This window comes from Nocardioides mangrovi (assembly GCF_020073815.1).
In the GTDB taxonomy this organism is placed as follows: Bacteria; Actinomycetota; Actinomycetes; order Propionibacteriales; family Nocardioidaceae; genus Nocardioides; species Nocardioides mangrovi.
In genome coordinates this window covers 84096-97022 of record NZ_JAIQZJ010000003.1, presented here as the reverse complement: position 1 = coordinate 97022, position 12927 = coordinate 84096, and the positions used below count along the sequence as shown (strand labels likewise).

12 protein-coding genes are annotated in these 12927 nt (G+C 72.3%); 2 read left to right on the top strand and 10 right to left on the bottom strand.

Features of this window, described 5'->3' with window-relative positions; translation table 11 throughout:
* Positions 1-79: 79 nt before the first annotated feature.
* Genes K8U61_RS07180 through K8U61_RS07140 form a run of 9 tightly spaced genes read right to left on the bottom strand, consistent with a single transcriptional unit; the run spans position 80 to position 7580 of the window.
* Positions 80-1378, bottom strand: coding sequence for a 13E12 repeat family protein (locus K8U61_RS07180; RefSeq protein ID WP_224122314.1), 1299 nt, complete (start codon positions 1376-1378; stop codon positions 80-82).
* A 37-nt stretch (positions 1379-1415) separates the two neighbouring features.
* Complete coding sequence (locus K8U61_RS07175; protein WP_224122313.1) at positions 1416-2105, bottom strand: fumarylacetoacetate hydrolase family protein; 690 nt, start codon at positions 2103-2105, stop codon at positions 1416-1418.
* Positions 2102-2524, bottom strand: a complete 423-nt coding sequence (locus tag K8U61_RS07170) for a cupin domain-containing protein (RefSeq protein ID WP_224122312.1) — start codon at positions 2522-2524, stop codon at positions 2102-2104. The genes K8U61_RS07175 and K8U61_RS07170 overlap by 4 nt, the downstream gene beginning before the upstream one ends.
* Positions 2521-3420: an NAD(P)-dependent oxidoreductase gene (locus K8U61_RS07165; protein ID WP_224122311.1), complete on the bottom strand. Its 900-nt coding sequence runs from the start codon at positions 3418-3420 to the stop codon at positions 2521-2523. Before K8U61_RS07165 ends, K8U61_RS07170 begins: the two co-directional genes overlap by 4 nt.
* On the bottom strand, positions 3417-3986 hold the full coding sequence (locus K8U61_RS07160) for a carboxymuconolactone decarboxylase family protein (RefSeq protein WP_224122310.1): 570 nt from the start codon (positions 3984-3986) through the stop codon (positions 3417-3419). The genes K8U61_RS07165 and K8U61_RS07160 overlap by 4 nt, the downstream gene beginning before the upstream one ends.
* Before the next feature lie 34 nt (positions 3987-4020).
* The gene (locus K8U61_RS07155; RefSeq protein ID WP_224122309.1) at positions 4021-6024 is read right to left on the bottom strand and encodes a xanthine dehydrogenase family protein molybdopterin-binding subunit; all 2004 of its coding nucleotides are present in this window, start codon (positions 6022-6024) and stop codon (positions 4021-4023) included.
* Positions 6021-6473: a (2Fe-2S)-binding protein gene (locus K8U61_RS07150; RefSeq protein WP_224122308.1), complete on the bottom strand. Its 453-nt coding sequence runs from the start codon at positions 6471-6473 to the stop codon at positions 6021-6023. Before K8U61_RS07150 ends, K8U61_RS07155 begins: the two co-directional genes overlap by 4 nt.
* Entirely contained in the window at positions 6473-7114 is a 642-nt protein-coding gene (locus tag K8U61_RS07145; protein WP_224122307.1) for a GntR family transcriptional regulator, read from the bottom strand. Before K8U61_RS07145 ends, K8U61_RS07150 begins: the two co-directional genes overlap by 1 nt.
* A complete protein-coding gene (locus K8U61_RS07140; RefSeq protein ID WP_224122306.1) occupies positions 7107-7580 on the bottom strand; it encodes a VOC family protein in 474 nt (157 codons plus the stop codon). The genes K8U61_RS07145 and K8U61_RS07140 overlap by 8 nt, the downstream gene beginning before the upstream one ends.
* 169 nt (positions 7581-7749) lie before the next feature.
* Here K8U61_RS07140 and K8U61_RS07135 point away from each other — a divergent pair, with 169 nt between their 5' ends.
* Both K8U61_RS07135 and K8U61_RS07130 read left to right on the top strand, forming a co-directional pair.
* On the top strand, positions 7750-9930 hold the full coding sequence (locus tag K8U61_RS07135) for an alpha-ketoacid dehydrogenase subunit alpha/beta (protein WP_224122305.1): 2181 nt from the start codon (positions 7750-7752) through the stop codon (positions 9928-9930).
* A gap of 19 nt (positions 9931-9949) precedes the next feature.
* Positions 9950-11233, top strand: a complete 1284-nt coding sequence (locus K8U61_RS07130) for a dihydrolipoamide acetyltransferase family protein (RefSeq protein ID WP_224122304.1) — start codon at positions 9950-9952, stop codon at positions 11231-11233.
* On the opposite strand, the gene K8U61_RS07125 is transcribed toward K8U61_RS07130, so the two are convergent.
* On the bottom strand, positions 11230-12801 hold the full coding sequence (locus K8U61_RS07125; protein ID WP_224122303.1) for a phytoene desaturase family protein: 1572 nt from the start codon (positions 12799-12801) through the stop codon (positions 11230-11232). The two genes, K8U61_RS07130 and K8U61_RS07125, sit on opposite strands and share 4 nt — an antisense overlap.
* Between the last annotated feature and the right edge of the window lie 126 nt (positions 12802-12927).

Sequence of the window (12927 nt, the reverse complement as noted above, 5' to 3'; positions counted from 1 at the left end):
TCCCGATCGGTCCGACCGGCGTGACCATCACCGCGGCTTCCGCCGCGAACGTCCCGCCAGCGTGGTCTGCGAGCCTGCGTCAGGCTGCGTAGTCGAGCTCGATGCCCGTTGGTGCGTGCCAGAGCTCGACGACGCTGCGAATGGAGGACGCGGGCGCACCTGTGGGCGCCGAGTTGATCCGGCGGGTGCCGGTGTGGTCGACGAGGTAGTAGGCCCCGTGGGGGTCGCGCCAGAGGTATATGCCGGGGAACGGCTGCTGCACCTGCCATCGTCCATGGGTCTTGATGCGGTGATGGGTGGTGGTCATCGGCCCGTAGTTGCCGACGCCCGACTTGCCGCCCTCGTCGTGAGGGACGGTGTGGTCGATCTGCATGGTTCGCGTGGTGCAGGAGGCGAAGGGGAAGGTGTCGGCCGGCGTCATCAGGTGCACGGCCTGGCGATGTCGGTCGGGGATCTCGTAGGCGTCGACCGGGGCCTGGCCGGCGAGGTCGAGGACCGGGCGGATCGTGAACGTGGCGTGGGGACCGAGGACGGTGCGGACCCAGTCGTCGGTGACCGGCTGGTGGCCCTCGACCCGGACGATGCCCTCGCGGTCGGGGCCGACGTAGGCGTGCACGAAGAGCTGGACGTCCACGGACGCGTCGTCGCCGGCGAGCAGGGCGAGGGCTGCCTGCACGCGCCGCTCGTCGTCGGGAACGTCGGGGGTCTCGGTGTCGAGCTGGGCGGCCTTCGCGGTGACGGCGGCATCGATCGCGTCGATGGTCGCGATGTCGGCGCGGATCAGGAAGGAGGCCATGCCACGGGCCTCGGTCCGGAGCGTCTTGGCGAACGTCGCCTTCGCGGCCCGCTCCTCCTGCTCGCGTGCTGCCGCGGGGGCGGCCTGGGCGACCTTGGCGTCCACGAGCGCCTCGAACCGCGACCAGCAGATACGCCCGTCGGCGGACTCGGCGACACCTGCGTCGACGTACGCCGCCTCGTCGGGCTCGAGGTCACGGGTCCTGGCGGCGACGTGCCGGGCGTAGGAGGCGCGGACCTCCCCGGCGCGGACGCGGGCCCACAGCTGCGGGTGCCGGTGGTGCAGGTCGAGGGCGTCCGCGATGAGGCGAGCGGCGGCGTACGACGAACGCCCGATCCGCGCCCCGAACGACGCCGCTGCGAACTCCGTGACCTGCGGCGTTCCGGACCCGCCGAGCTGCCGGGGACGTTCGCGGCCGGGCTTCGCGGACTCGGCCGGGTCGAGCCGCTCGGCAGAGTGCAGCACCGCCCACTGGTAGGCGGCGCGCAGCAGGTCGACCTCCGCGCGCCGGGCGGCCTCCGCGCACACGTCGGCGAAGTCGAGGACCTCGTCCTCGCACATCTCCTCCAATGGGGCGGCCATGACTCATGGTATCGAACAGATGTTCGAATTGCCATCGTCAGGCGAGAGGGAGGAGACGGAGCGACACCGCGTCGAGCGCGCCGGCGGCCACTGACCACGCACCGCCGTCCTCCAGCGCGAGCGGTGGGATGACCGAGCCGGTGATGACGACATCTCCGGCGCGAAGACCGGCGCCGCAGGCGGCGAGGGTGTCGGCCGTCGAAGCGAGCACGAAGCCGAGATCGCCGGTGAGGGCCTCGGGATCGGACGTCGTCGCCACCTCGGAGCCGTCCTTCGTCACCGAGAAGGAGAGAGGCGAGGGAAGCGCAGGTACGACCGGGCCGAGGATCACGTGGCGGTGGTAGATGTTGCTGGCCAGGATCGCCTCGACGTCGGTGGGTGCGAAGGAGAGGTCGGCGAGCTCGATCGCCACGGACCAGCCGCCGACGGCGGCGAGGGCCTCGGCCGGCGTCCAGCCGGGGCCGACGTCGGACGCCAGGTGCGCGCACACCTCGGCCTCCAGCATGGGCTTCGTCCAGGAGGAGACCGACGCTGAGGTGCCCGAGGGGAGCAGGCGGGAGCGGGTGAGGAAGCCGACCAGCGGGCGGTCGATCTCCAGAGCGGCCAGCGACGCAGGAGCGCCGAAGCCGGCCTTCCAGCCGATGGGATCGGGGGCGGCGGCCCGGGCCGCCAGCATCCGCTCGGTGCCGCGCCGGATCCGCGGGTCGAGGGGAGGGTGAGAGGTCACGACGGGTCGTCGAAGGTCTCGTCCGGGCCGGGCATGCCATATCCGGCGGCGGACAGGGACCCGGCGCCGCTCCAGCCCCAGATGAGCACCACGTCCTCGTCGCCGGTGTTGACGAAGCCGTGGTAGTTGCCGCGCGGGGTGAAGATGACGTCGCCGGCCTGCGACGGCTCGCGGCCCGTGTTGGTGTGGATCTCGCCGCGGCCCGACATCACCACGAGGAACTCGTCGGCACCGGTGTGCAGGTGCCGCTCGTGGCGGGCGCCGGGCGGCAGCACGGTCTTGCCGACGGTGAGGTGGTCGGAGCCGCCGCGGTCGGAGTTGATGAGGTACTGCACCTGCATGTCGACCCAGCCCTCGTCCTCGCTGAGATTCTCCTCGAGAGGTACGTCGGCGATGGTGGTGCGGAAGGGGGGCTTCACAGGGCCACTCCTGCTGCTCGTCGGTAGACGTCGGACACGCTGATCAGGAAGTCGCGGTCGGCGAGGTCGCTGCTGCGGGCGGCGCTGAGCATCTCGCTCGCGGCCGAGCAGGTCGGCACCATCGCGCCGAGCCGGCGGCCGAGGTCCTGTGCGAGCACCAGGTCCTTCTGCTGGAGCTCGACGTCGGCGAAGACGGTGTCGTCGTCGACCAGCAGTGGCGCGCGGTAGCCGATCACGGGCGAGGCGACCACGCTCTTGAGCGCCGCGTCGACGACGGCCGCGCGGTCGACGCCGGCCTTCTCGACCAGCGCCACGGCTTCGGCGAACGCGGTCACCGACACCACCAGCGTCAGGTTGATCGCGACCTTGGTGAGGATGGCGTGGCCGTTGGCGCCGATGTACGTGACCTTCGGGCCGATCGACAGCAGCAGCTTCTCCACGTGGTCGTACGCCGCGCGGTCGCCACCGACCATCACCGACATCTGACCGGCGGCCAGCGTCGCCGGGCTGCCGGAGACGGGCGTGTCGAGGTAGAACGCGCCGGTCGTGGCGACCTCCTCGGACAGCGCGACGCTGGCGTCGGGGGCGATCGTGCTCAGGTCGGCCCACACGGTGCCGGGTCGCAGACCGGCGAGCAGCCCGTCGTCGCCGTGCGCGTTGGCCGGGATCGCCGCGGTGTTGGTGAGCATCGTGAGCACGACGTCGCACTGCTCGGCGACCTCGCGGGGCGTGTCGGCCCAGCCCATGCCGGCGTCGACGAGGTCCTGCGCCTTGGCCCGGGTGCGGTTCCAGCCGACGACGGAGTAGCCCGCGTCCATCAGCCGCCGCGCGATTCCGCTGCCCATCGCGCCCAGGCCGACGAAGCCGACCCGCTCGATCGAGCGGAGCTCGGTCACCTGGCCACCCCGGGTGCGAGTCCGGCCGTCGAGTCGATGCCCTCGACGTCGTACTCCTGGTGGCCGATGCCGAGCAGCCGGATCCAGGACTGCTGCCCGAAGGTCAGGGCCACGAAGCAGCCGAGCTCGACCAGCTCGGCCTCGGTGAAGTGCGCGTGCAGCCGCGACCACAGGCCGTCGAGGTCCTGCTCGCCCCAGGCGATCGCCTGCGCGTAGGCCAGGGCGGCCTTCTGGCGATCGTCGTACTGGTCGGAGCGCTCGAAGTTGAGCAGGTCGTCGACCTCGTACTCCGGCAGGCCGGCGGTCGAGGAGCGCTGGTTGCCGCAGAACTGACAGTTCGTCGTCTTGGTGATGTAGAGCCGTGCCAGCTCCTTGACGGCGTGGTCGAGCACGCCCTTGCGGAAGGTCGCGTCCCAGTAGTCGGTGAACGTCATGAAGACGTCCGGGCAGTGCGCACGCACCGCGGACGACTCCGGCCGCGGCGTGCCCTCGCGCGCGCTGCGCTCCATCTCGACGCGCATCTCCGCGGTCATCGCATCCATCGGGACATAGCTGATCCGGGGCATGGTGCTCTCCTTACTCCTGGGCTTACTCCTGGGCTTACTCCTGGGCCTCGATGGCCCGGACGACGGCGTCGGCGTCGAGCGGGAGATCCCGGACCCGTACGCCGAGGGCGTGGTGCACCGCGTTGGCGATCGCGGCTGCGGTCGGCCCCTGAGCGGCCTCGCCGGCGCCCAGGGAGGGCGCGGCCGAGTCGACCAGGTGGACGTCGACGAGCGGCGCCTCGCGGAAGGTGAGGATCGGGTAGGTCTCCCAGTCGGTGCTGGAGATCCGGCGCCGGTCGAAGCGGACCCGCTCCTTGGTCGTCCAGCTCGTCGACTGGGTGGCCCCGCCCTCGAGCTGGTTGCGGGCGCCGTCCGGGTTGACCACCAGGCCGATGTCGGCGACCACGGTCAGGCGGCGTACCGCCACGGAGGACGCGACGCCGACCTCGGCGACGACCGCACAGTAGGCGCCCTTGTCCTTGTAACGGGCGAAGCCGATGCCGCGGCCGACCTCGTCGGGCAGCTCCTCGCCCCACTCCGCGAGGCGCGCGGCCTCCGCCACCACGCGCGCGGCGCGCTCGTCGGTGAGGTGCGCGAGCCGGAAGTCGACCGGGTCGGCGCCCGCCTCCTCGGCCAGCTCGTCCATGAAGCTCTCGATCGCGAAGACGTTGAGGTAGGCGCCCAACGCCCGCATCGCCGAGGTGCGGAAGGGGCTGTCGACGCGCCGGTGCCCGGCGATGCGCCGCGGGCCGACGTCGTAGATCGGGACGGCGTTGCGGGTGGTGCCGCCGCCGGCCGCGGTCGGCGGGTCCGTGGCCGGCAGCAGCGGGACCGGAGTCGCGAGGTGGGCGCCGGCGAGGAGCCCGGGGATCCCGCGGTACATCGGCCGCGCGGTGTGTCCCTGGCTCCACACGTCGTAGCACCAGCCGGCGATGCGCCCGTCAGCCAGCGACGCGGAGACGGTCGCGGTCATCGCCGAGGACAGCGGTCCCCAGGCCAGCTCGTCCGGCCGGGTCCAGCGCACCTGCACCGGGTGCCCGGGTACGGCGCGCGCCAGCAGCACGGCGTCGAAGGCCGCGTCGTCGGCGGCGTTGTGGCCGTAGCAGCCGGCGTTCTCCACGTGCTCGACCTCGACGACTGCCGGGTCGAGCCCGAGGGCCGAGGCGATCGCCATCCGCAGCGGGTGGATGCCCTGGCTGTGGCTCCAGACGCGCAGCGCATCGCCGTCCCAGCGCGCGAGCCCGACGCTGGGTGCGATGGAGCCGTGCACCAGGAAGGGCCGCGAGTACGACGCGCTGAGGGTGCCCGGCGCGGGCGACTCGTCGAGCACCTCGATCTCCTCGTGCGGGCCGGCACGCAGCCAGGTGGGGAGATCGTCCCCGTCCGGGAGGGCGTCCTCCTCGGCCCAGGCGCAGTCGCGGGCGAGCTGCTCCAGAGCCCGGTCGACGTCGGCCTCGCGCTCGCCGACGACGCCGACGAAGGAGCCGTCGCGCACGAGCTCGACGCCGGGTGCCTTCCAGTCGTCGTCGAGCTCGAGGAGCCGGGCGCCGGGCGACGGCGGCCGCAGCACCCGGCCGTGGAGCAGCCCGTCGGGCCGCAGGTCGGCCAGGTAGCGCGGCCGACCCAGCACCTTGTCGGGCAGGTCGAGCCGGGGCGTGCTGCTCCCGACCGCGTCAGGGGTGACGGCGTCCGCGGTCGGGGCGGTCAGGAGGTCCGTGTCGGGGTCGAGGGCGGCGATGCGCGCGACGTACTCGTCGTCGGGCGGGCCGGCGAGCGCGCGTACGACGGCACCGACGTGACGCAGCGCGGGTCCGGCCTGGAGCACCGACAGGCTGCCGGCGGTGAGGCCCTCGTCGGGGCCGTGGGTCGTGTGGGCGGCGAGCATGCGGATCCGGCTCAACGGAAGGGCGAGCGCGTCGGCCGCGATCTGCGCGAGCGCCGTGACGATGCCCTGGCCGAGCTCGACCTTGCCGACGTGCACCTCGACCACGCCGCCGGCGACGGTGATCCAGGTGCCGAGCCTCGGGTTGTCGACGACGTGGGCCGGGAGCTCGCTCATCGTGACTCCCGGACGGCGAGCACGGCCTCGATGATCCGGCGCTGGGCGCCGCAGCGGCACAGGTTGCGGTCGAGCGCCTCGGTGACGCGGGCGGCGTCGGCGTCCGGCTCGTCGCGCAGCAGTGCGGCCGCGCGCACCACGATGCCGGAGATGCAGAAGCCGCACTGTGCCGCCTGCCGGTCGAGGATCGCCCGCTGCACGGGGTGCGGCTCGCCGTCCTGGGAGAGCCCCTCCACGGTCGTGACGGCCTGCCCCTCGACCTGCCACACCGGCGTCTGGCACGACGGCATCACGGTGCCGTCGACGTCGACGAAGCACGCACCGCACAGGCCCTGGCCGCAGCCGAAGCGGGTGCCGACCAGTCCGAGCTCGTCGCGCAGCGCAGTGAGGAGGGTGGTGTCGCCGTCCGAGGTGAGGCCCACATCCTCTCCGTTGACAGTGATCCGCATCAGTCGAAGACCTCCGGGTGGTGCGCGAGCTCGTTCCGGGTCCGACGGATGTGGCCCTCCAGGTAGCGCTCGGCGTCCGAGGCGTCACGGCGTACGACGGCATCGAGGATCAGCCGGTGCTCGGCGTTGACGATCCACATCCGGCTCTGCCCGCCGAGTGCGACGTACGCACGCCGGTAGTGCTGGGTGGAGTTCCAGAGCCGGGTGACGTTCTGGTTGAGCGGCTCGATCGCGCAGCCGCTGTAGGTGAGCATGTGGAACTCGCGGTCGAGGTCGAGGAACTTCTCGAGGTCGTCGTTGTCCTCGATCCGGCGCTGCACGTCCTCGAGCCGCTCGACGTCGGCCGGGCCCAGCTGCGGCAGGCTCTCGACGAGCGCCAGCGGCTCGAGCCGCTCGCGCATCCGGTAGATGACGTCGACCTCGTGCTGCGTCAGCCGCGGCACCCGTGCACCCTTGTGCGGCTCGTGCTCGGTGAGCCCCTCGGCCTCGAGCATCCGCAGCGCCTCGCGCACCGGGAGGCGGCTCGCGCCGAGCCTGGCCGCTATCTCCTCCTGGCGGATCCGGTCGCCCGGCTTGAGGTCGCCGCCGAGGATCGCCTCGCGGAGGTACGCCGCCACGCGGCTGCTGCTCACGTCAGTCATCGGGGTTCTCCCGATCCCACGCCTTGCCGCCGGGGTAGGACACCAGCTCGAACTGCATCCCCCACGGGCTGAGGAAGTAGATCCAGCGGTTGCCCGCGGCGGGGCCCTTGCTGGCGGTCGGGCCGGCGAGCACACGCACGCCATGCGACTCGAGGTGCGTCACCGCCGCGTCGAGGTCGTCGACGTAGAGCGCGATGTGGTGGCCGCCGATGTCGCTGTTGCGCGGGATCGCGTCGGACTGGTCGGGGGAGGTGTAGTGGAAGACCTCGAAGACAGCCTGGTCGCCGCAGCGGAACCACCGGTTCTCGACCATCTCCGCCCGCGGGTGCACGTTGAGGTGGGCGAGCATCCAGTCGTCGTCGTGCCGGAAGGGGCCGAGCGAGTAGAGGTAGTCGCAGCCGAGCACGTCGACGAGGAAGCGGTGCGCCTCGTCGAGGTCGGGCACGGTGAACCCCACGTGGTCCATCCGGCGCAGCCCCGGTATCGGCATAAGACGTACCTTTCGGATCCGATCTGACGTGCTGAAGCAGCAAAGCACGCGGGGAACCGTGGCGTCCATCACTTCCCACACTAGATTTTGGATCCAATACTGTGTCATCGTGCTGTCGAGCCACGACTCAGCCGAGGAGACACCCATGCCCGAGCACCACCCCCTCGAGCCCGCGTCACCGTGGGTCGAGGTCGTCGCCACCGAGGCCGACTGGGACGCCGCCGACCCCCACCTGCTGCGCACGATCTACGCCCAGCTGGTCTGGATCCGGACCTTCGAGCAGTACGTGCTCGAGCTGGCCGCCGGCGGCCTGATCCACGGCCCCGCCCACTCGAGCATCGGCCAGGAGGGCGGCGCGGTCGGCTCGGTGCTCGCGCTCACCAGCGACGACTCCGTCAACGGCTCGCACCGCGGCCACCACCAGTTCCTCGCCAAGGCGCTGCACCACGTCGAGCCGAAGGGGCTCGACCCGCTGGAGGCGCCGTCCGAGCAGGTGCGCGAGGTGCTCCTCAAGACGCTCGCCGAGATCTGCGGCCTCGACCGCGGCTGGAGCCACGGCCGTGGCGGTTCGATGCACCTGCAGTGGAAGGAGGCCGGAGCGATGGGCACCAATGCCATCGTCGGCGGTGGCGTGCCGCAGGCCGCCGGCTTCGCCTGGTCGCACCGGCACTCCGGTGGCGACGCCGTGTCGGTCACCTACTTCGGGGACGGCGCGGTCAACATCGGCTCCACGCTCGAGACCATGAACCTCGCCGGCGCCTGGTCGCTGCCGGTCTGCTTCTTCATCGAGAACAACCGGTACGCCGTGTCGACGTCGGTCGACGAGGCGACCGCCGAGCCGCGCCTGTCCGCCCGCGGCCTGGGCTTCAACATCGCGAGCTGGAAGGTCGACGGCATGGACCCGCTCGCGGTCCATCTCGCGATGACCGAGGCCGTCGAGCACATGCGCCGCGGCCGCGGGCCGACGGTGGTCGAGGTCGACACCTACCGCTTCTTCCACCAGAACGGCGGGTTCGCGGGCAGCGCCTTCGGCTACCGCGACAAGGACGAGGAGCGTGCCTGGCGCGAGCGCGACCCGCTCACCCAGACCGCCGCGCACCTCCAGCGCCGCGGCATCATGACCGCCGACGAGACCGCCGCGGCCGTGGCCGCCGCCAAGGCCGTGATGGAGGAGATCGGCCGCGAGCTCGTCGAGCCGCTGCCGGGCGGCAAGCCCGGACAGCGTCAGATCCGGCCCGGCGAGTGGCCCGACCCCGACTGGGTCGACGTCGGCGTCCGTGGCGACCTGTCGGAGTTCGACGCCGCTCGCGTGGTCGACCCGACCGGTTTCGCCGTACCGGTGCAGGAGACGAAGTTCATCGACGCGGTCGCGGCCGTGATGGGCCGGCGCATGGAGACCGACCCGGGCATCGTCGTCATGGGGGAGGACGTGCACCGGCTCAACGGCGGCACCAACGGCGCCACCCGCGGCCTTCCCGACCGCTTCCCGGGTCGCATCCTCGGCACCCCGATCAGCGAGAACGCGTTCGCCGGTCTCGCCGGAGGCATCGCGCTCGACGGCCGCTGCACGCCGGTCGTCGAGTTCATGTACGCCGACTTCATGTGGGTCGCCGCCGACCAGCTCTTCAACCAGATCGGCAAGGCCCGACACATGTACGGCGGGGAGTCCGGTGTCCCGCTCGTGCTGCGCAGCAAGGTCGCGATGGGCACCGGCTACGGCTCGCAGCACTCGATGGACCCGGCCGGGGTGTTCGCGACCAACCCCGGCTGGCGGATCGTCGCGCCGTCCACGCCGTACGACTACGTGGGACTGATGAACGCCGCACTCACCTGCCAGGACCCGGTCGTCGTACTCGAGCACGTCGACCTCTACGGCTCGAGCGGACCCGGCCCGATCGACGACCTCGACTACGTGCTGCCCGTCGGCAAGGCCGCGATCCGCCGCCCGGGCAACGACGTCACCGTGCTCACCTATCTCGGGATGGTGCCCTTCGTGCTGGAGGCGGTCGAGGAGTTCGGCCAGGTCGACGCCGAGGTGATCGACCTGCGCTGGCTCGACCGGGCCAGCATCGACTGGGAGCTGATCGAGCAGTCGATCACCCGGACCAACCAGGTGCTGATCGCCGAGCAGGGCGCGGTCGGCACGTCGTACGGCGGCTGGCTCGCCGACGAGATCCATCGCCGCTTCTTCGACCTGCTCGACGCACCCGTGCGCCGGGTGACGGGTGCCGAGGCGTCGCCGAGCATCAGCAAGGTGCTCGAGCGCGCCGCCATCGCGCAGAAGGACGAGGTCATCGCCGAGCTCGCCGAGATCGCGAGGTACTGACGTGCCCACCGTGCTGCGCATGCCCGAGGTCGCGGCCAACGCGACCGACGCCGTCCTCGCCGACTGGCTGGTGGCGGAGAACGCCGAGTTCTCCGCCACCGACGCGATCGCGACGGTCGAGACGGAGAAGGCCGTCGTCGACGTCGAGGCCGAGGACGCCGGCATCGTCATCAAGACGCTGGTGGCTCCCGGCTCCCAGGTCGAGGTCGGCGCCCCGATCGCCGTCCTCGGCGCGGTCGGGGAGACCGTGGACGACCTCGACGCGGTCCTGGCCGCCCTCGGCGTCGCGGTCGCGACCGCCCCCGTCCTCCCGGAGCGGCGCGACGTGCCGGAGCAGGCGACACCGGTGGTGGAGGAGGTGGCGGCCGCGCCGACGCGCCGGCTGTTCGCGAGCCCGCTGGCCCGCAAGATCGCCAAGGACGCCGGGCTCCCCATCGACGACCTGCCCGGCACGGGGCCTCGCGGGCGGATCCTGCGCCGCGACGTCGAGCGCGCTCTCGCCGCCCGGACGGAGCCCGTTCCCGCCCCCGTCGCCGAGACGCGCGCCGTTCTGGCACCGACCCACGACGCCCCTGCGTCGGAGATCCCGCACACCCGGCTGCGCCGGGCGATCGCGAGCCGGCTCACCGAGAGCAAGCAGACCGCGCCGCACTTCTACGTGCGCGCGACCGTCCGCGCGGACGCCCTGGTCGCGTTGCGTGCCGAGGTCAACGACGGCGACGTGAAGGTCTCGGTCAACGACCTCGTCGTCAAGGCCGTCGCGGCCGCGCACCGCGCCGTACCGGAGATGAACGTCGTCTGGACCCCCGACGCCGTCCGCACCTTCGACACCGTCGACGTCGCGGTCGCCGTCGCCACCGACCGGGGCCTGGTGACCCCGGTGCTCCGCGACGTCACGTCGCTCCCGGTCAGCGAGGTCGCCGCGCGCGTGCGTGACCTCGCCGCGCGTGCTCGCGACGGGAGGCTGAAGCAGGACGAGCTCGAGGGCGGCACGATCAGCGTGACCAACCTCGGCATGTACGGCGTCGAGGAGTTCGCCGCGATCATCAACCCACCCCACGCCGCGATCCTCGCGGTCGGCGCGGTGCGAGACGAGCCGGTCGTCGAGGACGGTGCGGTCGTGCCCGGCAAGCGGATGACCGTCACCCTGTCGGTCGACCACCGCCCCGTCGACGGGGTCGTCGCCGCCCGCTGGCTCGCCGCGCTCACCGACCTCTGGGAGCCCCGGGTGCGATTCGTTGGGTGCGGGCGCGGGTTGCTTCATCGGCCGACCGATGAAGCTCCCGGCGCCTCGGCCACCTAGCTGGGACCCATCACGTCCAGCGGGTCGAGGCCGAGCGAGGTCAGCACGGTGCGGGCGGCGTTGCGGCCCGGGCGGCCCGAGACGGAGCCGCCGGGGTGGACGCACGCGCCGGTGAGGAAGAGGCCGGGGACGTCGGTGTCGTAGCGCTGCCAGCCGGCGACCACCTCACCGTCGAGCTGGAACTCGCCGCCGTGGCAGGAGCCGCCGAGGTTCTGGGGGTTGTGCGCGGCGACGTCGAGCGGCGACTCGGTGCGCATGGCCAGGATGTCGTCGACCTCGAGTCCGGTCGCGTGGCGGCGCACGAGGTCGACGATGCGGGCGCCGTACTCGTCCTTCTCCGACTCCCACGACCGCCCGCCGCTCAGCTCGTACGGCGCGATCGTCAGGATCTTGAAGGTCCCACCACCGTCGACGGGCCGTCGGGTGGGATCGACCGCGGTCTGGTTGACCACCAGCAGCCACGGGTCCTCGGCGTCCCAGTCGCCGGCAGCGAACCGGTCGAGGTGACGGACGATGCCGTCGGCGGTGCCGAGGCCTGCGGCGGCACTCGGGAGACCGTTCGGTCCGAAGCCGAGGTCGCCGCGCAGAGCGGCGTGGACGGCCAGCACGCTGAGCCCGGGCCGCCAGGAGTCGCGAGCGCGTTCGAGGTCGGCGGTCGGGGCACGTCCCTCGAGCATCGAGGGCAGGGTCGCGAGATGGCCGCCGGCGACCACCGCGCGCCGCGCGCGCACCTCGGTGCCGCCGGCTACCCGGACCCCGCGCACCCGGCTGCCGTCGGTCACCAGGCCCACCACCGGCGCGCCGCACACGACCTGACCCCCGTGCTTCTCGATGATGCGGATGAGGGCGTCGGGGAGCGCCTGGCTGCCCCCGACCGGGGTGGTCCAGCCGAAGTCGAGTCGCCCGGCCGCGAGCGACGACGGCAGGAAGCCGGTGCCGGCGCGGCGCGGGTCCTGGATCGTGGCCATCGCCAGCCAGAGCATGAAGGAGCGGACGACGGGATGCGTGAACCGCTCGTGCACGACGTCCCAGGCGCTCCTGCTCCGCAGCTCCCGGTAGCGCCGCGAGGTCGCGTCGTCCGGTTGCGGCAGGTGGGAGCTCCACCGTCCGTGCGCCGCCGCGAGTCCACCGCGCCACTCGCCGATGAGCTGCTCGAAGGTACGGGCGTCCTCGGAGGACCAGCGCGCCAGCTCGGCCGCGGTCGCCTCGAGGTCCCGGTGCATCACCAGGACCTCGCCGTCGGGCTGCGGCAGCACGACGGCGGGGTCGGTGGCGAGGTACTCGAGGCCGTACTCGGCGAGCAGCCCGAGCTCGTCGTCGCGGATCAGCGGATTGTTCTGGATGAGCACGTGCGCGCTGCTGCACGAGTCGTGGGCGAAGCCGGGGAGGGTGAGCTCCTCGGTCCGGGTGTTGCCACCCGGCTGGGCGTTCGCCTCCACGACGACCACCTCGAGTCCGGCCCGCGCCAGGTAGGCCGCGGCGACCAGCGAGTTGTGCCCGGCGCCGATCACGACGACCTCGGCCTCCTCGGGGAGGGCCGTGGCCGTCAGGGTGTTGTCCTGAGCCATGCAGGGGAGCGTCGCAGGTGCCACAACCGTTTGCAAGAGTCGGGGCGATTGCGGGCCCACCGAGATCGGGTCGACTCGCCGCAGAGGACGCAAGTTACGCGGAATTGCTTGACAGAGTGTGGCGCC

Coding starts and splice junctions, on each gene's coding strand:
- K8U61_RS07135 (WP_224122305.1), top strand. CDS start 7,750: ATGCCCGAGCACCACCCCCTCGAGCCCGCGTCACCGTGGGTCGAGGTC.
- K8U61_RS07180 (WP_224122314.1), bottom strand. CDS start 1,378: ATGGCCGCCCCATTGGAGGAGATGTGCGAGGACGAGGTCCTCGACTTC.
- K8U61_RS07130 (WP_224122304.1), top strand. CDS start 9,950: ATGCCCGAGGTCGCGGCCAACGCGACCGACGCCGTCCTCGCCGACTGG.
- K8U61_RS07140 (WP_224122306.1), bottom strand. CDS start 7,580: ATGGACCACGTGGGGTTCACCGTGCCCGACCTCGACGAGGCGCACCGC.
- K8U61_RS07155 (WP_224122309.1), bottom strand. CDS start 6,024: ATGAGCGAGCTCCCGGCCCACGTCGTCGACAACCCGAGGCTCGGCACC.
- K8U61_RS07145 (WP_224122307.1), bottom strand. CDS start 7,114: ATGACTGACGTGAGCAGCAGCCGCGTGGCGGCGTACCTCCGCGAGGCG.
- K8U61_RS07150 (WP_224122308.1), bottom strand. CDS start 6,473: ATGCGGATCACTGTCAACGGAGAGGATGTGGGCCTCACCTCGGACGGC.
- K8U61_RS07160 (WP_224122310.1), bottom strand. CDS start 3,986: ATGCCCCGGATCAGCTATGTCCCGATGGATGCGATGACCGCGGAGATG.
- K8U61_RS07125 (WP_224122303.1), bottom strand. CDS start 12,801: ATGGCTCAGGACAACACCCTGACGGCCACGGCCCTCCCCGAGGAGGCC.